The 20,508-nt window shown below is 60.7% G+C and carries 24 protein-coding genes and 1 pseudogene; 11 read left to right on the forward strand and 14 right to left on the reverse strand.

Features of this window, described 5'->3' with window-relative positions; all coding sequences use genetic code 11:
- Positions 1-81: 81 nt before the first annotated feature.
- The 4 genes from J3P90_RS06045 to J3P90_RS06060 all read right to left on the reverse strand — a co-directional run bounded on the left by J3P90_RS06045 (position 82) and on the right by J3P90_RS06060 (position 2,214).
- Positions 82-759 carry a response regulator transcription factor gene (locus tag J3P90_RS06045; protein WP_434560269.1) on the reverse strand — a complete coding sequence of 226 codons (678 nt, stop codon included), beginning with the start codon at positions 757-759 and terminating at the stop codon, positions 82-84.
- Between the two features lie 7 nt (positions 760-766).
- Positions 767-1,177 (reverse strand): translation initiation factor 2, encoded by a 411-nt coding sequence (locus tag J3P90_RS06050; RefSeq protein ID WP_434607382.1) that lies wholly within the window; start codon positions 1,175-1,177, stop codon positions 767-769.
- A gap of 139 nt (positions 1,178-1,316) precedes the next feature.
- The gene (locus J3P90_RS06055; RefSeq protein ID WP_420765192.1) at positions 1,317-1,616 is read right to left on the reverse strand and encodes a YciI family protein; all 300 of its coding nucleotides are present in this window, start codon (positions 1,614-1,616) and stop codon (positions 1,317-1,319) included.
- A 1-nt stretch (position 1,617) separates the two neighbouring features.
- Positions 1,618-2,214 carry a septation protein A gene (locus tag J3P90_RS06060; RefSeq protein ID WP_420765191.1) on the reverse strand — a complete coding sequence of 199 codons (597 nt, stop codon included), beginning with the start codon at positions 2,212-2,214 and terminating at the stop codon, positions 1,618-1,620.
- Between the two features lie 87 nt (positions 2,215-2,301).
- Here J3P90_RS06060 and J3P90_RS06065 point away from each other — a divergent pair, with 87 nt between their 5' ends.
- From J3P90_RS06065 to rluB, 5 genes are all read left to right on the forward strand, one after another.
- A complete protein-coding gene (locus tag J3P90_RS06065; RefSeq protein ID WP_434607379.1) occupies positions 2,302-3,165 on the forward strand; it encodes a PHP domain-containing protein in 864 nt (287 codons plus the stop codon).
- A 13-nt stretch (positions 3,166-3,178) separates the two neighbouring features.
- Entirely contained in the window at positions 3,179-3,808 is a 630-nt protein-coding gene (locus J3P90_RS06070; RefSeq protein WP_039591791.1) for an L-threonylcarbamoyladenylate synthase, read from the forward strand.
- A gap of 132 nt (positions 3,809-3,940) precedes the next feature.
- A complete protein-coding gene (locus J3P90_RS06075; protein WP_186706403.1) occupies positions 3,941-4,639 on the forward strand; it encodes a segregation and condensation protein A in 699 nt (232 codons plus the stop codon).
- 11 nt (positions 4,640-4,650) lie between these two features.
- On the forward strand, positions 4,651-5,598 hold the full coding sequence (gene scpB, locus J3P90_RS06080) for an SMC-Scp complex subunit ScpB (RefSeq protein ID WP_420765189.1): 948 nt from the start codon (positions 4,651-4,653) through the stop codon (positions 5,596-5,598).
- Positions 5,599-5,829: 231 nt separating this feature from the next.
- Complete coding sequence (gene rluB / locus J3P90_RS06085) at positions 5,830-7,062, forward strand: 23S rRNA pseudouridine(2605) synthase RluB (protein WP_420765188.1); 1,233 nt, start codon at positions 5,830-5,832, stop codon at positions 7,060-7,062.
- A 225-nt stretch (positions 7,063-7,287) separates the two neighbouring features.
- Here the strand turns inward: rluB and J3P90_RS06090 are convergent, their stop codons facing one another.
- Together J3P90_RS06090 and J3P90_RS06095 are read right to left on the reverse strand one after the other, a co-directional pair.
- Positions 7,288-8,250: a leucyl aminopeptidase gene (locus J3P90_RS06090; RefSeq protein ID WP_434607375.1), complete on the reverse strand. Its 963-nt coding sequence runs from the start codon at positions 8,248-8,250 to the stop codon at positions 7,288-7,290.
- 84 nt (positions 8,251-8,334) lie between these two features.
- A complete protein-coding gene (locus J3P90_RS06095) occupies positions 8,335-8,472 on the reverse strand; it encodes a hypothetical protein (RefSeq protein ID WP_003178782.1) in 138 nt (45 codons plus the stop codon).
- A gap of 14 nt (positions 8,473-8,486) precedes the next feature.
- Between J3P90_RS06095 and J3P90_RS06100 the strand changes: the two genes are divergently transcribed.
- The 3 genes from J3P90_RS06100 to arfB all read left to right on the forward strand — a co-directional run bounded on the left by J3P90_RS06100 (position 8,487) and on the right by arfB (position 11,359).
- Positions 8,487-8,786: a hypothetical protein gene (locus J3P90_RS06100; protein ID WP_434607373.1), complete on the forward strand. Its 300-nt coding sequence runs from the start codon at positions 8,487-8,489 to the stop codon at positions 8,784-8,786.
- Positions 8,787-9,410: 624 nt separating this feature from the next.
- On the forward strand, positions 9,411-10,829 hold the full coding sequence (locus J3P90_RS06105) for an amino acid permease (protein WP_420765185.1): 1,419 nt from the start codon (positions 9,411-9,413) through the stop codon (positions 10,827-10,829).
- Positions 10,830-10,945: 116 nt separating this feature from the next.
- The gene (gene arfB / locus J3P90_RS06110; protein WP_420765184.1) at positions 10,946-11,359 is read left to right on the forward strand and encodes an alternative ribosome rescue aminoacyl-tRNA hydrolase ArfB; all 414 of its coding nucleotides are present in this window, start codon (positions 10,946-10,948) and stop codon (positions 11,357-11,359) included.
- Here the strand turns inward: arfB and J3P90_RS06115 are convergent.
- From J3P90_RS06115 to J3P90_RS06125, 3 genes are all read right to left on the reverse strand, one after another.
- On the reverse strand, positions 11,356-12,555 hold the full coding sequence (locus J3P90_RS06115) for an MFS transporter (RefSeq protein WP_434560261.1): 1,200 nt from the start codon (positions 12,553-12,555) through the stop codon (positions 11,356-11,358). The two genes, arfB and J3P90_RS06115, sit on opposite strands and share 4 nt — an antisense overlap.
- Before the next feature lie 82 nt (positions 12,556-12,637).
- Positions 12,638-12,886, reverse strand: coding sequence for a hypothetical protein (locus tag J3P90_RS06120; protein ID WP_434560259.1), 249 nt, complete (start codon positions 12,884-12,886; stop codon positions 12,638-12,640).
- 37 nt (positions 12,887-12,923) lie between these two features.
- A complete protein-coding gene (locus J3P90_RS06125) occupies positions 12,924-13,067 on the reverse strand; it encodes a hypothetical protein (RefSeq protein ID WP_434675978.1) in 144 nt (47 codons plus the stop codon).
- Between the two features lie 899 nt (positions 13,068-13,966).
- Between J3P90_RS06125 and J3P90_RS06130 the strand changes: the two are divergent.
- Both J3P90_RS06130 and J3P90_RS06135 read left to right on the forward strand, forming a co-directional pair.
- Positions 13,967-14,050: pseudogene (locus J3P90_RS06130) on the forward strand (hypothetical protein); the annotation flags it as partial.
- A 228-nt stretch (positions 14,051-14,278) separates the two neighbouring features.
- Positions 14,279-14,983: a methyl-accepting chemotaxis protein gene (locus tag J3P90_RS06135; RefSeq protein WP_434635632.1), complete on the forward strand. Its 705-nt coding sequence runs from the start codon at positions 14,279-14,281 to the stop codon at positions 14,981-14,983.
- A gap of 183 nt (positions 14,984-15,166) precedes the next feature.
- Here the strand turns inward: J3P90_RS06135 and J3P90_RS06140 are convergent, their stop codons facing one another.
- The 5 genes from J3P90_RS06140 to J3P90_RS06160 all read right to left on the reverse strand — a co-directional run bounded on the left by J3P90_RS06140 (position 15,167) and on the right by J3P90_RS06160 (position 19,544).
- Positions 15,167-16,189, reverse strand: a complete 1,023-nt coding sequence (locus J3P90_RS06140; protein WP_420765180.1) for a transporter — start codon at positions 16,187-16,189, stop codon at positions 15,167-15,169.
- A 179-nt stretch (positions 16,190-16,368) separates the two neighbouring features.
- Positions 16,369-16,674 carry a PepSY domain-containing protein gene (locus tag J3P90_RS06145; RefSeq protein WP_434648695.1) on the reverse strand — a complete coding sequence of 102 codons (306 nt, stop codon included), beginning with the start codon at positions 16,672-16,674 and terminating at the stop codon, positions 16,369-16,371.
- A gap of 119 nt (positions 16,675-16,793) precedes the next feature.
- Positions 16,794-17,921 carry a glycerophosphodiester phosphodiesterase gene (locus tag J3P90_RS06150; RefSeq protein ID WP_434675979.1) on the reverse strand — a complete coding sequence of 376 codons (1,128 nt, stop codon included), beginning with the start codon at positions 17,919-17,921 and terminating at the stop codon, positions 16,794-16,796.
- Positions 17,922-18,522: 601 nt separating this feature from the next.
- Positions 18,523-18,837, reverse strand: a complete 315-nt coding sequence (locus J3P90_RS06155) for an antibiotic biosynthesis monooxygenase family protein (protein ID WP_420767518.1) — start codon at positions 18,835-18,837, stop codon at positions 18,523-18,525.
- Positions 18,834-19,544, reverse strand: coding sequence for a CTP synthase C-terminal region-related (seleno)protein (locus J3P90_RS06160; protein WP_434675980.1), 711 nt, complete (start codon positions 19,542-19,544; stop codon positions 18,834-18,836). Before J3P90_RS06160 ends, J3P90_RS06155 begins: the two co-directional genes overlap by 4 nt.
- A gap of 14 nt (positions 19,545-19,558) precedes the next feature.
- On the opposite strand from J3P90_RS06160, the gene J3P90_RS06165 reads away from it, so the two are divergent.
- Entirely contained in the window at positions 19,559-20,506 is a 948-nt protein-coding gene (locus J3P90_RS06165) for a LysR family transcriptional regulator (RefSeq protein WP_434675981.1), read from the forward strand.
- The last annotated feature ends 2 nt before the right edge of the window (positions 20,507-20,508 follow it).

Below are 20,508 nucleotides of genomic sequence, written 5' to 3' on the forward strand. Positions count from 1 at the left end.
GATCTTGCGGTTGCTGCGCAACCGAGCGGGAGCAAGCTTCCTCGCCACAGGGTTAGCCATGTCTCTTGGTTCAAGCCGTGTTCAAAGGCTGTAGTAATACCCCCGGCTACGCAGGGCCACGATGCGCGGCCTGCCGTCGGGGTGGGGGCCGATTTTCTTGCGCAGGTTGCTTACGTGCATGTCGAGGCTGCGGTCGTACAGGGTCAGCTTGCGGCCCAGGGCGATCTGCGCCAGCTCCTGCTTGTCCAGGGGCTCGCCCGGCTGCTTGAGCAACGCTTCGAGCAGGCGGCTTTCAGATACGGTGAGGGTTTGTTCCTGTTCATCGATGTTGACCACCCCCCGCACAGGGCTGAAGGTCAGGTCACCCAGTTCGATCTGGCTGGAAACCGCCGCCGGATGGCTGCGACGCAACACGGCCCGCAGGCGGGCGGTCAGTTCCCGTGGGTCGCAGGGCTTGGCCAGGTAATCGTCAGCGCCCAGCTCCAGGCCAAGGATGCGGTCCAGCGGCTCGCCACGGGCCGAGAGCATCAGCACCGGCAGCTCCGGGTGATCGTTGCGCAGTTGCTTGAGCAGTTCCAGGCCGCTGCCGTCGGGCAGCATCACATCCAGCACCACCGCCGAGGGGGCGGTTTCGGCCAGGGCCTTGCGGGCGCTCAGGCCATCGTGGCAAGCACGGACCTGGAAACCTTCCTGGCCCAGCCAACTGCCAAGGAGCTCACACAGCTCCTGGTCATCATCTATCAGTAACAGCTCGCTCATGACTCACTCAATTTAGCCATTGCCGACGTTGTCTACGTCCACCGCTGGCAAAGATACCGCAGAGCAGGGCCAATAGCGCTACCCCGGCGCCAATGACGAACCATTGCTGTTGGTCAGTCAGCAGGCGTGGCAGGGGGTTGGCCTGGGCTTCCTTGAGTTGCAGCCTCAGGCGCTGGTTTTCCTGACGCAGCCGTCCCACCAGCGCGGTTTCGCGCTCGCCGTTGGCGTTCTGCAGTTGTTGAGTCAGTTCTTCACGCATGCGCTCGCTGTCTTTCAAGCGTTGCTGCAGTTCGGTGATATGGCCACCCGCGCTCAAGGACAAGGGCGCCGAATGAGCGGCCTCCATGCTTTCCTCGCCGTGGGCGGGCGCCCCGATCGCTAACGTGACCAACAACAGGCACAACGGACCTTTGCGCATTGCAACTCCTGAATTCCAATCGAGATTAGGCTGATTAGACAGGTTGTCGGCAGGCCGACGAGAACAATGAGCAAATGAGCAAATGAGCAAATGAGCAAATGAGCGCAATGAGCCAGGACGGCTCATCGCGCCCGGAGGGTTACGGCAGGACTTGCTTGAACGGCTTGACCATGACATTGGCATAGACGCCGGCCGTCACGAACGGGTCGGCCTCGGCCCAGGCTTGCGCGGCGGCCAGCGAGTCGAACTCCGCCACGATCAGGCTGCCAGTGAAACCGGCGGCGCCTGGGTCGTTGCTGTCCACCGCAGGGTGCGGCCCGGCCAGCACGACGCGACCTTCGGCCTTGAGCTTTTGCAGGCGCTCCAGGTGCTCGGGGCGGGCGGCCAGGCGTTTTTCCAGGGAATCGGCAACATCGGTAGCAATGATTGCGTAGAGCATGTCAGTCCTCGGTTTTTGGCGTGGTGGGGTCGGCATCGTGCAGATGGCGGGACAGGTAGATCCCCTGGCCGATCAGGAACAGCAACGTCATGCCCAGGCTGCCGAAGACCTTGAAGTCGACCCAGTACGCCTGGAACGTGAACGCAACGAACAGATTGGCGGCGCCGCAGAACAGGAAGAATGCGATCCAGGCGATGTTCAAGCGGGTCCAGATCACTTCTGGCAGGTTGATGGCGTGCCCCATGATGCGCTTGATCAACAGGCGATCACCGATGAAGTGACTGCCGATGAAGGCCAGGGCAAACAGCCAGTTGACCACCGGGGCTTTCCATTTAAGGAAGGTCTCACTGTGAAAGGCCAAGGTCAGGCTGCCGAATACAAGGCAGGCAATCAGGGTCAGCCACTGGCTTTTCTCCAGCTTGCGCTGGGAGATGAACAGCGCGCCGTAGACCACCAGGGAGCTGATGATCAACACCGCGGTGGCGCTGTAGATACCACCTACAGTCAAGGAGTGACCGGCAATGTCGACGGTTCGAGGATCAAGCTTGTAGACGATGAAAAACAGCAGGAGCGGGATGAAATCGATGAATTGTTTCACAGTGGCAGCCAGGAGCAGGATGTGGCGGCATAATAACAAACATCCTTGGCCGCGATAGGGCCAGCTGATTTGAGGTAACAAAGTCTCGTGAATGTTGATTTGCACTGCCATAGCACGGCCTCCGATGGCGCCCTGGCGCCTGCGGTTCTGGTGGCGCGGGCGTACGAGCACGGCGTGCGAGTCCTGGCCCTGACCGACCACGATACCCTGGAAGGCCTCGATGAGGCGCGTAGCGCCGCGACCGCCTTGGGCATGCAGTTGGTCAACGGGGTCGAATTGTCCTGTACCTGGGGCGGAGCGACCATCCACGTGCTGGGCTACGGTTTTGATGTCAACGCACCGTCCCTGGTCCAGGCCATTGTCGAGCTGCGCGACGGTCGTTGGCTGCGTTCCGAAGAAATCAGCCGCAAGCTCGCCCTCAAGGGCATGCCCGGTGCGCTGGAAGGCGCCCGGCAGATCCAGCAAGAGCTGGGCGATAGCGGCAACGCGCCGGCCCGGCCACATTTTGCCGACTGGATGGTGCGCGAAGGTTTCGTCAAGGACCGCGCCGAAGCCTTTCGCAAATGGCTGGGGGCCGGCAAGCTGGGGGACGTCAAGCAGCATTGGCCGACGCTCGAGGAAACGGTCGGGACGCTGCGGGCCGCCGGAGCCTGGATCAGCCTGGCGCATCCCTGGCACTACGATTTCACCCGCAGCAAACGCCGGCGCCTGATAGCCGACTATATTCAAGCAGGGGGCCATGCCATCGAAGTGGTCAATGGCCATCAGCCGGCCGAACAGGTCGGCAGCCTGGCGATCCTCGCCCGGGAGTTTGGACTGCTGGTGAGCGCCGGCAGCGATTTCCATGGCCCGGGGGGCTGGTCCGAGATTGGCGAATACCGCCCCTTGCCGGAAGATCTGCCACCACTATGGTGTAGATTCAAACATGATCCCGTTATCGCTGACGTCTGAACAGGTAGAACACGTGAGTCAATTTTTCCAGATTCATCCGGAAAACCCGCAAGCGCGCCTGATCAAACAGGCGGTGGAAATCATCCGTAGCGGTGGCGTAGTGGTTTATCCCACCGACTCGTCCTACGCCATTGGTTGCCAGATCGGCGATAAAAACGCCGTCGAGCGGGTAAGACGCCTGCGTCAGTTGGATGACAAGCACAACTTCGCGCTCATCTGCAGCGATCTTTCACAGTTGGGGTTGTTCGCCAAGATCGATACCGGCACCTTCCGCTTGCTCAAGGCCCATTTACCGGGACCGTACACCTTCATTCTCAATGCCACGCGGGAAGTCCCGCGGCTGCTGCTGCACCCGAAAAAGCGCACCATCGGCCTTCGGGTGCCAAGCCATCCCATTGCGCTGGCGCTGTTGGCGGAGCTGGGTGAGCCCTTGATGAGCGTGACACTGATCATGCCCGGCGAGACCGATCCGTTGACCGACCCCTACGAGATTCGCCAGTTGCTCGAACACCAGGTCGACCTGATCATCGACGGCGGTTCCGGTGGCATGAAAGCGTCCACCGTGATCAATCTGGCTGACGGCGAGCCGCAAGTGGTGCGCGTCGGTTGCGGTGATCCGACGCCGTTCATGGTCGAGGCCTGAATGTCGGTGGTGGAAACGGTTGTCGACAGCGTAGACAGCCAGGCCGGCGCGCAGCAGGAGTTGCCGTTCGCCATGGTCTACGGCCAGGCGGTCATGGAAATGCCGTTGGACCTGTACATTCCGCCGGATGCGCTGGAGGTTTTCCTTGAAGCCTTCGAAGGCCCGCTCGACCTGCTGCTGTACCTGATCCGCAAACAGAACATCAATATCCTCGACATTCCCGTGGCGGAAATCACCCGCCAGTACATGGGTTACGTCGAGTTGATGCAATCGGTGCGTCTGGAGCTGGCGGCGGAATACCTGGTGATGGCGGCGATGCTGGCCGAGATCAAGTCACGCATGCTGCTGCCGCGCTCGGCCGAGGTCGAAGAGGAAGAAGACGATCCCCGGGCCGAGCTGATCCGCCGCTTGCAGGAATACGAACGCTTCAAGGCGGCCGCCGAAGGCATCGACGGCTTGAGCCGGGTGGGGCGCGATGTGGTGGTGCCCAAGCTCGATGCCCCCGAGGCGCGGGCGCGCAAGTTGTTGCCCGACGTCAGCCTCGAAGAGTTGTTGATGTCCATGGCCGAGGTTCTGCGCCGGGGCGATATGTTTGAAAGTCACCAGGTCAGCCGCGAGGCGCTGTCCACCCGCGAGCGCATGAGCGATGTGCTGGAGCGGCTCAAGGGCGGCGGTTTTGTGCCCTTCGTCGAGCTGTTCACCGCCGAAGAGGGGCGGCTGGGCGTGGTGGTAACGTTTATGGCAGTCCTGGAATTGGTCAAGGAATCCTTGGTCGAGCTGGTGCAGAATGAGCCGTTCGCAGCGATCCATGTGCGAGCCCGAGCCGAATAACGAGCAAATCAATGAACCTGACTGAACCCCGCGAGCTGGCGCCGTTGCTTGAAGCTTTCCTGTTGGCCTCTGGAAAGCCGCAATCGATGGAGCGGCTGTTCGAACTCTTCGAAGAAGGCGAGCGGCCCGAGCCCGCCGTGTTCAAAAAAGCCCTGACGCTGTTGGGCAAATCCTGCGAGGGTCGGGCTTTCGAGCTTAAGGAGGTGGCGTCCGGGTACCGCCTGCAAATCCGTGAGAAATTTGCCCCGTGGGTAGGGCGCCTGTGGGAAGAGCGGCCTCAGCGTTATTCCCGGGCGCTGCTAGAAACCATGGCGCTGATCGCCTATCGCCAACCGATCACGCGCGGCGAGATCGAGGACGTGCGCGGCGTGGCGGTCAACAGCAACATCGTCAAGACGTTGCTGGAGCGCGAGTGGATCCGCGTCGTCGGCTATCGCGACGTGCCGGGCAAGCCGGCAATGTTCGCCACCACCAAGGCTTTTCTCGATCATTTCAACTTGAAGAACCTCGACGACTTGCCGCCGCTGGCCGAATTGCGTGAGCTGGAACCCGAGCCGATGCTGGAATTCGACGATGCTCCAGTGCCCCAGGGCCTGCAGGAATTGGCCGATGCCAGTGCCGAGCCGGAGGAACCGAAGGAAGAGACCAGTTTCCATTCGTTGCTCCTGGAACTGGACAGCATGGAGGAGGGCCTTAAGACCGACTTCGACGACCTGCTGCGTGAAGGTCCGGCCCCTGAGGAGGAGACGGATGAACCGACGCCGCTGTTGAGTGAAACCGAGCACGCGCCGCAGCCAGAGCCCCAAGGGGACATTCTCGGCGTTGCCGAGGCCCGGGAAAAACTGCTGGCCGCCGTCGCCGCCCTTGCGCCGCCGGAACCCGAACTGAGCGAGGAGGAGGCCGAAGCCCGCGCCCTGGCTGAAGCGATCGAAAACGAACGGCGTCAGTTTGAGGATTGAATCTATCGACTGACACACCGCTGTCACCCTGTGGGAGCGATGAGACTCCACCGACCTGCACACCACCGATCAGCGGAAAAAACGCTGCGTGCATTCAGATCAGCTAGTCTCTGATGCGCAATCACCTCAACGAGCGTATGATTCGCGACCCTTTGGCGATCCCTTCGCCGAACGACCTGTTTTCAAGTGCCAGGCCAAGCCTGGCTCGACCACACCGGGAGGTGCCCAGAAATGAACGACCAAGACCAGAACGACAGCCAGGAAATCGGCCCAGCAGGCGAAAAGCTGCAGAAGGTCCTTGCCCGCATCGGCGTCGGTTCGCGCCGTGACGTGGAAGCGTGGATCACCCAGGGCCGCATCAAGGTCAATGGCAAAGACGCCACCTTGGGCCTGCGCGTCGACATGCACGACGCCATCACCATCGATGGCAAGGTGATCAAGCGTGAAGAGGCCGCCGAAACGGTGCGCCGCGTGATCATGTACAACAAACCCGACGGCGAAATCTGCACCCGTGACGACCCGGAAGGCCGTCCGACCGTGTTCGACAAGATGCCGCGCCCCAAAGAAGGCCGCTGGATCAACATCGGCCGCCTGGACATCAACACCACCGGTTTGCTGATGTTCACTACTGACGGTGAGCTGGCGAACCGTCTGATGCACCCTTCCTACGAAATGGACCGCGAATACGCCGTGCGTGTGCGTGGCGAAGTCGACGACGAGATGATCGAGCGCCTCAAGGCCGGCGTCGTGCTGGAAGACGGTCCCGCGCGTTTCACCGACATCAAGCAGGCGCCGGGCGGTGAAGGTTTCAACCATTGGTACCACTGCGTGGTGATGGAAGGTCGCAACCGTGAGGTGCGGCGGCTGTGGGAATCCCAGGGACTGGTGGTCAGCCGCCTGAAGCGCGTGCGTTTCGGCCCGGTGTTCCTCAACTCCGACCTGCCGATGGGTCGCTGGCGTGAAATGACCCAACAGGAAGTCGACATCCTGGCGGCCGAAGTGGGGCTCAAGCCTGTGGCGATGCCGCAGATGACCGCCAAGAGCAAGGATAAGCTGGAGCGGATGCAGCGCAAATCCTCGCGTCCGATGGGCAAGACCGAGCGCGTGCGTACGCTGCGCCCGGCGGCCGACGGCGTAGCGACCGGCCCGCGTCCTTCCCGCGAGCCGCAGATCGAAGGCGAGCGCCCGGCGCGCAAGCCAGCACCTCGCCAGGACGGCGAGCGTGGTCCTCGCGCACCGCGTCCGGCCAACGGTCGTACCGAGCGTGGCGAAGGCCGCGCCCCGGCTGGCCGTGGTACGCCCGTCGCGGATCGCCCGGCCGACACCAAGCGTCCGGCCAAGCCTGCGCCGAAAAAGCGTCCGGGCATCATCCTGGCCGATCGCGATGCACCGTCGGGCAAGCGTCGTGGTGCGCCGGCGGGTTCGGGACAGCGTCCGGGGTTTGGGCGTCGTAAGCCAGAGTAAAACAGCTGCGGGCTTCTGGCTTTTAGCTGCAAGGAAAAACGCCAACCGTTGGGTTGGCGTTTTTTTGCCTGGCTTTTAGTGATGTGATGCCTTTGAGTCAGCCTTCGCGAGCAGGCTCGCTCCCACAAGGACCGCGTCGAGCACAGCCCCATGGTTCACTGATGATCAACTGTGGGAGCAAGCTTGCTCGCGATGGCGCCAGCAGCCCCCACGATCAATTTCAGCCTAAAGCACAAACCGCCCGTCGAACATCGGCTCGTTATCCAGCGCCAGCACACCGCCTTCGAAAATCAGATCCAGATGATGGCTGCCCTTGGCCCCGCCACCGAGGCCCAGGTGCAAGCCGCAATGGCGCTCCTCGAAACCGGCATTGCGGGCATACAGGCTCTTGACCCCTTCGTTGGTGCCGATCCCCAGTTCCTCGATGCGCCGGTTGGAAGGATTGGCGTCCAGGTACCGGTTGAAATCGTGTTCCAGGCCTGGGACATCGGTGGCGATTTTCTGGATCGTGGAATCTTCGATCCACAGCTCCAATGGCGATTGCAGCACGCCGTATTTGCGGGCGAATGGGATCGTGCTGAGGAAGGTCCCGACGAACTTCACACGGCCATTGATGGTGTCGCTGTGGGTGGCGATTTCACCAGGCGCAAGGTCGTAGTTGCCGACGCCGTTGATGTCCGTCCACTTCTTGACACTGTTCAGTGGGGTGTCGAAATACGATCCGTGGTGGTCCTCGAAGCTCAACGTGGTGGCCTGGGACATGCGGCGGATCAGGTGGCTGTTGAGCCCGGCGATGCGCTGGGGAATAACGCTGAAGGTGTCATGGAAGTACTCGCCGTAGTCCTTGAACAGCAGCGATTTCTTCCAGTTGTCCGCCATCACTCCCTGCAATGCGCGGACGAAGTCCGGGCCATCGGGGCGCGGGTTGGGAAGGGTGGATGAGTCGTAGAAGAAAATGTACAGATCGCTGTCGGCAATGGCTTGGGACAGCCGCTCGGTGGTTTCAAGATCCAGGCGCATGGTGCTGAACCGGAACGGCGAGGCGCCGGCCTGTTCGGAGATGCTGGCGACCAGCGCTTCGTAGTCTGCGGTGTGGCCGAGCAAGACCTTGGCGGACTGGATACCGGCCAGGGCGGGATGATGTTCGAGGTAGTAAAGGAAATGTGAGATGGCTCGTTGTGTGTCCATGCTTATTCTTCCCTGACGATTGATTTGGCGTCCTGACAGCAAGTGGCGGAGCCGACCGGCCGGATCAGCTCCGCCGGGTATCGCTTACAGAGGCCACATCGCCGTGCCGAACGGAACGACGGCATCGGCTTGCATCATTTCAACGGCGGCTTCATGGGTCGGTGCCTCGAACCATTCGTCCAGTTGCAGTTCGGTTTCCAAGTCTTTGTCCAGTGCTTGCATAGTGAATCTCCTAGATGACTTTTGCGGAAAACGCGGGCCGATCCGGCGAGCCATGCCCGGCGGAATCGGCACCGCAAAAACTCGCCGGCAAGATGCCTTGGCAAGTGGCTGAAAACCTAGTCGACGGTTTTTTGGAATGCAAAAAATTATTTTATTTTTTTCGTTTGAACTTTTTGTTCCATTTTCTGCGACCCGGTTTACCCCTTTCAAAACAGCCGACTGGCATTCCTTTTTGGTTAGGCAGCTATCTACCGTCAATTTGCAGTCAGCTTCCGAAAACCTCCCGAACGGAAAGTTTGCGTTACGGCTTGTAAAGAAATGCTTACGGAGATTGCCCGTCTCGCTGGCAATGCCCGGCGCTTCTCCCAGCTGTAAGAAAAAACTTCCGCGCCGGCTTGGCGTTCCTATTTCGAAAGGCGCCGGGCCGCTTGTTTCACGGGCGCTTCAAGGGTGAGATGCGTCCCATGCCTGTCGTGCAGGCGAATAACAACAAGGAGGCGCAATGAACGCCGTAGCTCCGTTTCCATTCTTCTGTGGTGACGCTTTTTGCATCGCTCACATCAACGGCTCGCAAGAGCCCGGACATCTTTTCGCAGCCGCCCGACACGTTCGAGGCGGCCCCGTGCGATCCCGGCAAACGACACGCTGATCCGGTGATGTCTGGCAGCAGGGGGTCAGCGGTGTACAATGCGCCGCGTTTTACTGTGACCCTTCGCGTACCCACGCATTTTCAAGGTTATCCGCCTTGTTCATTCCGCCACGCCACAAGCGTGTCGGGTTCGATTTCGTCACAGATAAAAACAAACAGGTGACGCATGACCGTTGTAAAAACGCTGAATTCCTGGTGCCTGCGCTGGGGTTTGATCGGCGCTGCTTGAGATCCGATTCGAGCGGCAACGTCTAACGAACATCATCAAACCTTGCGTGAGACCCTTTTCATGAGTGGACAAAACTCGCATTCGGGCGAGCTGAAACGCGGCCTGAAAAATCGCCACATTCAACTGATCGCCCTTGGTGGCGCGATCGGCACCGGCTTGTTCCTCGGCTCGGCGGGGGTGCTGAAATCAGCCGGCCCGTCGATGATCCTCGGTTATGCCATTTGCGGCTTCATCGCCTTCATGATCATGCGCCAGTTGGGCGAAATGATCGTCGAAGAGCCGGTGGCCGGCTCCTTCAGCCATTTCGCCCACAAGTACTGGGGCGGTTTCGCCGGGTTCCTGTCGGGTTGGAATTGCTGGATTCTGTATATCCTGGTGGGCATGTCCGAGCTGACCGCGGTCGGCAAGTACATCCATTATTGGGCCCCCGATATCCCGACCTGGGCGTCGGCGGCGGCGTTTTTCATCCTGATCAATGCGATCAACCTGGCCAACGTCAAGGTCTTCGGCGAGGCCGAGTTCTGGTTCGCGATCATCAAGGTCGTGGCGATTGTCGGCATGATTGCCCTGGGTAGCTATCTGCTGGTGAGCGGTGACGGCGGCCCGCAAGCGTCGGTGACCAACCTCTGGTCCCACGGAGGGTTCTTCCCCAATGGCGTGAGCGGGCTGGTCATGGCGATGGCGATCATCATGTTCTCCTTCGGCGGCCTGGAGATGCTCGGGTTCACCGCGGCTGAAGCCGACAAGCCGAGAACCGTGATCCCCAAGGCCATCAACCAGGTGATCTACAGGATCCTGATCTTCTACATCGGTGCCTTGGTGGTGCTGTTGTCCCTGACGCCATGGGACAGCCTGCTGACCACGCTCAACGCCTCGGGCGACGCCTACAGCGGCAGCCCGTTCGTGCAGGTGTTCTCGATGCTGGGCAGCGACACCGCGGCGCACATCCTCAACTTCGTGGTGCTGACCGCTGCACTGTCGGTGTACAACAGCGGCACCTACTGCAACAGCCGCATGTTGCTGGGCATGGCCGAGCAGGGCGATGCGCCCAAGGCGCTGGCGAAAATCGACAAGCGGGGCGTGCCGGTGCGTTCGATCCTGGCTTCGGCGGCGATCACGCTGGTGGCGGTTCTGCTGAACTACCTGATCCCGCAGCATGCGCTGGAGTTGTTGATGTCGTTGGTGGTCGCCACGCTGGTGATCAACTGGGCAATGATCAGCTACTCGCACTTCAAGTTCCGTCAGCACATGAACCAGACTGGCCAGGCGCCTTTGTTCAAGGCGTTGTGGTATCCGTATGGCAACTACGTCTGCCTGGCTTTCGTGGTGTTCATCCTCGGCGTGATGTTGCTTATCCCCGGCATTCAGATCTCGGTCTACGCGATTCCGGTGTGGGTGGTGTTCATGTGGGTGTGCTATGTGATCAAGAACAAGCGCGAGGCTCGGCATGAGCTCGCTGTGGCGGCTGCCGCCAAGTAAGCACTGCTGAAAGAAGACAAACCCGGCCGAGTGCCGGGTTTGTTGTATCTGGCAGGGATCAGGTGTTGCCTTGGGAATTCGCGGTATCCTGTGGGCCCTGACACCGGACACTTTCCATGCTTGTCATCTCAAATACCGTGCACATCCCGGACGCCGAGATCGAGCTGACGGCCATTCGCGCCCAGGGCGCCGGTGGGCAGAACGTCAACAAGGTTTCCAGCGCCGTGCACCTGCGGTTCGATATTCCGGCCTCGTCGTTGCCCGAGTTCTACAAGGAACGGCTGCTGGCCCTGCGCGACAGTCGCATTACCAGCGACGGGGTGTTGATCATCAAGGCCCAGCAGTACCGCACGCAGGAACAGAACCGGGCGGACGCACTGGAGCGCCTTGTCGAACTGATCCTCAGCGCTACTAAGATCGAAAAGAAACGCCGTCCGACCAAACCGACCCTGGGCTCGAAAAAGCGTCGCCTCGAATCCAAGACCAAACGCGGCTCGATCAAGGCCGGACGCGGCAAGGTGGATTTCTAGTTCTTCTCCCGCTCTTCGCGGTAGCGAGGGGCCTGCCGGTACAGGTAGACGCTCAGGCCCAGCCCACCCAGGGCCGCCAGCGCAGCGAACAGGAAAATCGAGGCAAAGCCGAAACCGGCGGCGATTGCCCCGGCCAGTGGTCCGGTGATGCCCAGCGACAAATCGATGAACAGCGAATAAGCCCCCACCGCGGCTCCACGGCTGGAGGCCGGCACCAGATTGACCGCTTCCACGCCCAACGCCGGGAACACCAGGGAAAAGCCGAAACCGCTCAACGCCGCGCCTGCCAGGGCCCACTGCGCATCCGGCGCCAGCCACAACAGCAACAAGCCCAGGGTTTCCACCGACAGGCAGGCGATCGCGACCCTGAACCCGCCGAGGCGGTTGATCAAATTGCCGAACAGCAGGCGCGCACCGATGAAGCAGGCACCGAACAGGCTCAGGCACAGCACCGCGTTGTCCCAATGCTGCGTGGCGTAATACAGGGTGATGAAGGTGGCGATGGTGCCGAAACCGATGGAGCCCAGGGCCAGGCCGCAGCCGTGGGGCAATACTCGCCCCAGCACATGCATGAACGGAAGGCGTTCGCCGACGACGATGGGGGCCGCGGTTTTTGGCCAGGCCAACGCCAGCCCGAGCACGGCCAGCAGGAGGATGCTGACGCCCATGCTCCAAAGCCCCAGGGATTTCACCAGCCATACCCCCAACGGCGCGCCGATCGCCAGCGCGCCGTAGCTGGCGATGCCGTTCCACGAGATGACCTTGGCGGTATTCGCCGCGCCGACCCGGCCGATGCCCCAGCCAATCGAGCCCGAGCCCACCAGGCTCTCCGCGCTGCCCAGCACCAGGCGACCGATCAACAGGCTGGTCAGGCTCAGGACCGGCATGCCGGCGGTCCAGGCAGAAACCAGCATGAACACGCCGCTCAAACCACACCCGGCCAGGCCGAACATGACCGCGCGCTTGCTGCCGAGGTTATCGATGATGCGTCCCGCATAAGGACGGCTGAGCAGAGTAGCCAAATACTGGACGCTGATCACCAGCCCGGCGATCACCGCGCCGAATCCCAGCTCACCGTGGACGAATCCGGGCAACACGGCCAACGGAATGCCGATGTTCAGATAGCCGATGAAGGTAAACAGGACAATGGAAACGACTTGCAGCGTGACCGCCATGGGGCGCTGGGAATCTGGCATGGGGGAAGGTCCACGGGGCAGCAGGATAGATAGGCTGCTTATGATAACGGCGACCGACAGGATGGAGCGTGGAAAAGTAAAACTATTTGCCGGACGGAGATTCAGGTGTGGTCTTGCCAGCGACCAGGTGCGTGGTGACCAGTGCGGCCAAGGCATTTTCCTGCGTGCCGAACCGCGCCAGCAGGGCGGCCTGTTTCTCGGGAGAGAGGCGGGTCCAGATCTCGACCATTTTTTCGGCTGTGCCGATCAACACGCTGGCCTGGGCCGGGCTGAAGGAGGAAGTTTCGTCGGTCATGGTGGGGCTCGGATTCAGGCGGTGTGGAAAGCGCATCTTAGCGCTTTCCACACAGTCTGGTGGTGCGGGTGGATCAGTCTTCGCTGTCGGCCTGACGGCATTCAGTGGCTTGCTGCGGCTCGGTTTGCTGGGAGGCGGGTTGCCCTCCGGCTTGTAGCGGGGTCGTCTGCTCAGGTTCGTGCAGGCTAGGGAAGGGGAGATTAGGAATCTCGTGCATATCGCGCTCCTCGCAAAGTCTGTTGGATAGATCTGGTAGATCCGCGCTTTTAAAAAGCCTGGGCAGGATACCCCAGTAGAAATGACAAAAAGACTTTTAAATTCAGATGGAGCGACCGATGGGCTTGTCTGGACAGGTCATGTCCAGCCAGCGAAAGCAAGCTTGCTACCGGTGGTCGGCGAGGCTCAAGAACAAGGCATTCAAGCCGATCTCGTCTAGGAATTCTGCACATGCAGTTGCGAGAGCAGCCCCAGGACATGGACGTCCTTTTATTCGAAGAGATCGATTCCATGTTTGTACAAAAATCCCTGAGAGCCCAGATTCTGGCTCTCCTGAGCGGCAGCCTGCTGGCGATGCTGTTGATCGCCCTGGCGTCCTTTCACTTTCTTTCCGATGGCATCCACAATTATCGAAACCTCATCGATGGCCCTTTGCGCGCCTCGCAGTTGATCGACGAGGCCAACCTGCAATTCAAGGTGCAGGTCCAGGAGTGGAAAAACGTTCTGTTGCGCGGCAAGCAGCCGGCAGAGTTGGAAAAATACTGGAAGGAGTTCGACGATCGCCAGCGCGATGTCCAGAACCTTTTGGGTGAGTTGATCAAGCATGACGGTGTTCCGGCACCGATCAGGACACGCATCGAACGTCTGCAAAGCGAGCACGCACAACTGGGCGCCGCCTATCAAAAAGGCCGTGATGCGTTTGTCGCCTCTGGCGCAGACGCCGCGGCGGGGGATGCGGCGGTCAAGGGCTTCGACCGTGCCGCCAGTGACCAGATGAGCGAGTTGGTGGTGGAGCTGCATAAATTGGGCAATGAGCAATCGGCGCTGATCAGTGCCGGTGCTGATCGCACGATCCTGCTGGGCACCGTGATCATGCTGGTCTCGGCTTTGCTGGTCGGCATGCTGAGTCTCTGGCTGGTCAACCGCAACCTGGTGCAGCCAATCCGTAACCTCATCGAATACGTGACTCAACTGAGCCGTGGGCGTTTCGCCGAGCGTGTATCGAGCACGCGTCAAGATGAACTGGGCGACCTGGCCCTCGCGGCAAATACGCTGCGTGACTTCCTCGCTGAAACCTTCAACCGCCTGCAACGCAGCGCCACGGAGCTGGACAGCGCCAGCGGCGAGCTCAACGCCATCGCCAGCCTGATGAGCCAGGGCACCAGCGAGCAATTCGAACGCACCGATCAAGTGGCGACCGCGATGAATGAAATGTCCGCTACCGCCCAGGAAGTCGCCCGCCATGCCGCCGACGCGGCGCGGGCGGCCGATGATGCCGATCACTCGGCACAGTTGGGCGAGAAGGTCATGCACGGCACCATCCACACCATCACCCAGATGCGCGGCGAGATTGCGAACACCGCCACGGTGATCCGTCGCCTGGAAACCGACAGCGGGCGCATCGGCAAGGTGCTGGAAGTGATTCGCGGGATCGCCGAACAGACCAACCTGCTGGCCCTCAACGCCGCCATCGAAGCGGCCCGGGCCGGTGAAGCCGGGCGCGGTTTTGCGGTGGTGGCCGATGAGGTGCGCAGCCTGGCCCAGCGTACGGCGGCGTCCATCATCGAGATCAACCAGATCATCCAGACGGTACAAACCGGTGCGGTGGACGCGGCCCAGGCCATTGAAAGCGGGCAGTCGCGCAGCGAGGAAAGTGTCGAGCAAGTGACCCAGGCCGGCGAAATGCTCGAACGCATTACCCAGGCCGTCGAAGCGATTCGCGACATGAACCGCCAGATTGCCACGGCGGCCGAAGAGCAGACCTCCGTGGCTGAGGACATCTCGCGCAACCTGACTGAAATCACCTGTATCGCCAGCACCAACCTGGATAACGTCCAGCGTACCGAAGCGGCCAGTCGGGATTTGCAAGGGTTGTCGGGCCAACTGAACGAAGTGACGGCGCGGCTGAGTGCCTGATGGCATTGATCTGTTTTGAATAGGGCTTGGTAACACCCGTGGCGAGGGAGCTTGCTCCCGCTGGGCTGCGCAGCTGCCCCAAAGCCATTCAGCGCGGTGCGACAGCTTTTACGACTGCTGCGCAGCCGAGCGGGAGCAAGCTCCCTCGCCACAAGGTTCCATGCAAACTTGAAGTGAACCAGTTCAATAATCGCGCCGCTTGCGAAACGCCCAGCGGCCGGCGAATAGTGTGAAGGTGGCGACCAGCGCCACCAGGATCCAGAAACCCTCGGGATCGCTCGCCAGCGGCACGCCACCGACATTCATGCCGAAGAAACCGGCGATGATGTTGATCGGCAGTGCCAGCACCGTGACCACCGTCAGGGTGAACAGTGTGCGGTTGCTTTGTTCGTTGAGGTTGGCGGCGATTTCTTCCTGCAACAGCTTGATCCGCTCGCCCAACGCGGTGAGGTCGTTGATGATCAGGGCGAACTCCTCGGTGGATTTGCGCAGCTCCTTGACGTCTTCTTTCTGCAACCATTGCGGCGGGCGATTGAGCAGCCGCAGCAACGACCCCGGTTCCAGCGCCAACAGGCGTTGCAGGCGCACCAGCACCCGGCGTTGGCTGCCCAGTTCGGCGCGGTTGGTCGAGACCCGCGAAGACAGCAACTGGTCCTCGATCTGGTCGACGCTGAGGCTGGTCTTGCGCACGATCTGGGTCAGTACCTCGCCCTGGTCGCGCAGCAAATGCACGAGTAATTCCAGCGGCGAGCGAAAGCTTTCCCCGGCCTTGACCGATGAGCGCAGCTTGTCGACCGAGTGCAAGGGCTGCAACCGCGCGCTGACGATCAGCCGACTGCTCACGCAAACCCATAACGTGGACACATCCGAAGACACCATGTTGCTGAGGTTGAATACGACGTCGTTCACCACCGCGAGCAAGGCCGAGTCCACGTGCTCGATGCGGGTCGAGCGCGAGCCTTCGTGCAAGGCTTCGAAGAACTCTTGGGGCAAGGCCAGGTGATTTTTCATCCAGCGCTCGCACGCGGCGTGGGCAAGGTTCAAGTGCAACCATAGGAATTCATCAGGATCCTGGGGTTGCTGCAGGCTTTGCAGGGCCTGGGCCGAACCGATCTCTCGCCCGCGCTCGCCGGGGCGGAAGCTGAATCCGTAGAGCAGGCCGAACAGATCCGGGTCGCGATGGCTTTGGTCGATGCTGTGGTTCATTGAGGCTCGCTGGCGGGGAGTGCCCGTCGCGGCGACAGGTTCACTTGAGCGGCATCATTGCAGGGATTTTTGAAGGTTTTGTGACGGTTGGGCTGTGGCGTCCCGGCCTGGCACAGCTTTACATACGTACGTGAAAAAGCCGCGCAACTTGAAAGTTGGGCGGCTCTTTTCGCGACTGATTAATTATCTTGCTTGTTGCTCAGAACTTTACCAGTGGTGGCGTCAAAGTCTACATCCCATTCTTGACCTTTGGCGTCGCGCAGTTCCACTTCATATTCGTAGCCGTTGAAGTGATTATCCAAATCGGTATCGGTGATGGTCGCGCCCGGGTGCAACTTCAGGGCTTCGGCATTCATCGATTCCAGGGATTTGATCTTGCCTTCCTTTACCAATTGAGGAATCTGGTCGACGCGAACATCAGCCTGGGCAAGGCCAGCGGTGAGGGTCAGGGCAGTAGCGGTGAACAGGGCAGTCAAAGTTTTCATGTTGTATTTCCTTGGTGTCGTCAAAGGGTGAGTCGTTTAAGTGGGTTCAGATTATCTCTGGCAACTTAATTCATCCTTAATTCGAAAAACTTTGTTAAATACCCTGATCCTGCACTCGCTCAGTAACCGTTCTTCTTCAGTAGTTGCGCCACGGTTCCTGTTTCGGGACGCTTGAAGTACTTGAGCAACTCACTGGCCCGATTGGTGAAAATGCCATCCACGCCGGCATCCATCACTTTCTTGAAGTCCACCGGCTCATCCACGGTGTAGACATGTACCAGCAAACCCTGGTCGTGGGTGTACTGGTTCATCCACGGTTTCACCAGGTCCGCATAGCTCTGGCTCCCGCCATGGGTCAACGCCGCCGAAGGGCCGGTGCCGATGGCGCCGTTGGCCTTGGCGTACTGGACCCATTGCTCGAACTCGCCCTTGTCCTTGGGCTCTTGCTTGGCGTAGTACACGGCTTTGTCGGTTTCACCGGACTCGCCGAACGTCACTTTGGATTTAGGCTCGATGTTGCCTTCGCCCACCCACAGCAGCAGGATTTTCGGAACCTTCGGCATTTCCTTGTGCAGCAGTTCCAGGCTGCTTTTCTCGAAGGTCTGCAAGACCACTTTGCCTTTGCCCTGGCCCACGCCGAGGGCGCGCTTGGCCAGCTTGGAGCCGGATGGGCTCAGCCAGCCTCGGTCTTGCAATTTATCCTTCAGGTCGCGCTCGATGCCGGGAAACAGCTTGGGCTCCTTGGTCTCGATGTACAGCCCTGGCTTTTGCTGAGGGTTGCCCTCGGCGATGTTGATGACTTCGTCCAGCGTAAGGATTTTCAAGCCCACGAAGGAAGGCCGCGCACGGTCCGGGTAGGCCGCGTTGAACCAGCTGCCGGCGTCCAGCGTCTTGAGTTCGGCCATGGTGAAGGTGTTGGCGGTGTTGTCCTTGCGTTCTGGAAACTTGGTCGCGACATCGGTGGTGCGCAGCAGGCTGTCGTCGTGCAAGACGAACAGAACGCCGTCCTTGCTGCGTTGCAGGTCGAGCTCAAGGTAGTCGGCACCCAGGTCGCGGGCCAACTTGTAGGCGGCGGCGGTGGATTCCGGTGCGTCGAACGATGCGCCGCGATGGGCGATGACCGCTGGATGTGGAATGCCCTGACGGTTCGCCAGGGCTTTGGGTTGCGGCGCCTCGGCGGCATGTGTCGGACCGAGTCCGAGCAACAGGCTCAACATCAGGGCGCTACGAGTAAAGGTGCGGGGCATGCTCGAGATCCTTTCGCAGGTTTCTGTAAACCTCTCTTTTAACAACTGAACGCTGCGGACGCTATCGCCATACCGACATTGATCTGCGTAAAGCAGATTTTTCCCACGCCACTAGCTCACAATAGCGGTCGATCAGCCAGCATCATCGTGACTGACACACCGCCATCGCGAGCAGGCTCGCTCCCACAAGGAATTGGTGCTCAACAACGAAGGTGTGACCACCGGGGAATAGTTTGGGAGCGAGCTTGCTCGCGATAGCGGTGGACCAGCCAGCATCATCGTGACCCGGCACGCCGCCATCGCGAGCAAGCTCGCTCCCACTAGGAATTGGTACTGACCAATGACTGCGTGCACCCCGGGGAATAGTGTGGGAGCGAGCCTGCTCGCGATAGCGGTGGACCAGCCAGCATCATCGTGACCCGGTCCACCGCCATCGCGAGCAGGCTCGCTCCCACAAGGAATTGGTGCTCAACAACGAAGGTGTGACCACCGGGGAATAGTGTGGGAGCGAGCTTGCTCGCGATAGCGGTGGATCAGCCAGCATCATCGTGACTGACACACCGCCATCGCAAGCTCGCCCCCACTGGTTTTGTGGCCGATATCAAGTCTGGCGTTGGAAGGCATAGTCCCGTTCGACTTTGCACACCCTCGTCTGGCAATGGGCATACCAGGTCGCGCGGCCTCGCTCACGGATCGCGCTGTGTTCGGGATGCTGCTTCCACGCCAGGATTGCAGCTTCATCTCGCCAATAGGACACGGTGATTCCCAGGCCGTCGTCGCCACGGGCTGATTCGATGCCGAGAAATCCGGGTTGCTCCTGGACAAGGGTCAACATGTGCTCGGCGGCTTCGGCGTAGCCTTGGTCCCCGTCGGTACGCAGGGAAGTGAAAATCACGGCGTAATAATGGGCGCTCATGTCCTTTCCTCCGCGCAGGCTTCGACAAACGCGCTGACCAGCGGCGGCACGCGGCCTTCCAATGCTGCGCGTTCAGGCTGGAACAGCGTCGCGACAAAAAACGGATGGCCTTGAAGTTCAACCGCTCGCAGGCCGCCGTCCGAATCCCGGGCAACGGCGTGCAGCCGCTGATTCAACAAATCCTTTTCCAAATCCGGGTTGACGCCGAAACGGCAATGGTAGCCCTCCGATACCGTCCGGCGGCCGTAAGCCTTGGCAATCAACGACTCCGCATCGAGTTGAAGGCTGTCGATGGTTTCCACTAGCGCACAGCTCAGCGGCGTCAACAGTGCCCGTTCAGCTTCGGGGGAAGTTTCGCCGTGGACGGCGTCGGCCCAGCCCATCACGTTGCGGGCGTATTCCAGCACCGCATGCTGAAAACCGCCGCAGGTGCCGAGGAAAGGCCGACGCTGTTCGCGGGCAAAACGAATGGCCCGTAAGGCCCCTTCTTCATGTTGGTACGGGCTGCCGGGCACGCACCAGACACCGTCGAAATCCTCCAGCACGGCGGTGTTGGTGATGTGCGACGTTCCCAGCCATTGGAAGCGGATTTCAAGGCTGGTTTGCTTGCCCGCGAGCTCGAGTGCGAGGGGGATCGCCCGGTGAGCGGTGATTTGAGGGTCGTGATCGCCGATCAGGGCGATGTTTAAAGGACGTTGTTTATCCATGGGAGGCTCGCCGCTTGTTGATTCCTGGTGGCCACTATAGATTGGCGTTCACGCAATCAATATTGGCGTTCACCCAAGTGATCAATGCAGCGACGCACTATCGTCTGGACTACCCCGATCTATCCCTGATCCTCGCGCTGGTCCGTGGCGGCTCGCTGTCCCGGGCCGCTCGCCTCCTGCAGGTGGACGTGTCCACGGTGTTTCGTTCGGTACGTCGGCTGGAGGCGGCCTTGGGCCTGCCCTTGTTTGAAAAAAGCCGCTCTGGATATTTGCCCACGAGCCTGGCCCAGGCGTTGGCCGAACAAGCCGAGCGCGCCGAGCAGGCGTTGGAGGCGGCGCGAGTGGGCGTGGAGCAGGGCGGTGAGGTGATTAGCGGGACGGTACGCCTGACCTGCAGCGACTCAGTCCTGCAAACGTTGTTGCTGCCGGCGCTGGCGCGTTTCATGCCCGCTTATCCGGCGTTGAGTCTTGAGTTGAGCACTTCGAACGACTTCGCCAACCTCAGCCGCCGCGATGCCGACATTGCGTTGCGACTGACCCGTACACCGCCGGAACACCTGGTCGGTCGCAACCTGGGCCATGTGGCTTACCGGGTATGCGCCGGCGCTACGTATCTTCGCGCGGCGTATGCGGATGACCTGGCCGCCATGACCTGGATCGCACCGGACGATTTCCTCCCCGACCACCCCACGGTGGCCTGGCGTCGCCAGCATCTACCCGGCGTAGTGCCTGCCTATCGCTGCAACAGCATGCTGTCGGTCACCGAACTGGTGAGGGCAGGTCTGGGGATTGCGGCACTGCCTGACTTTCTGATCAATGAAGATAAAGGACTGATCCCACTTGGCGAACCGTTGAAGGGCTATGACACGGCTTTGTGGCTTCTGACCCGACCGGACTGCCGGGCCCTGCGCTCGGTGGTGACCTTGTTCGATGAATTGGGGCGCAATTTGCGGTGGGGCTGAGG

Origin of the sequence: Pseudomonas sp. D3-10 (assembly GCF_051132175.1) — a bacterium.
In the GTDB taxonomy this organism is placed as follows: Bacteria; Pseudomonadota; Gammaproteobacteria; order Pseudomonadales; family Pseudomonadaceae; genus Aquipseudomonas.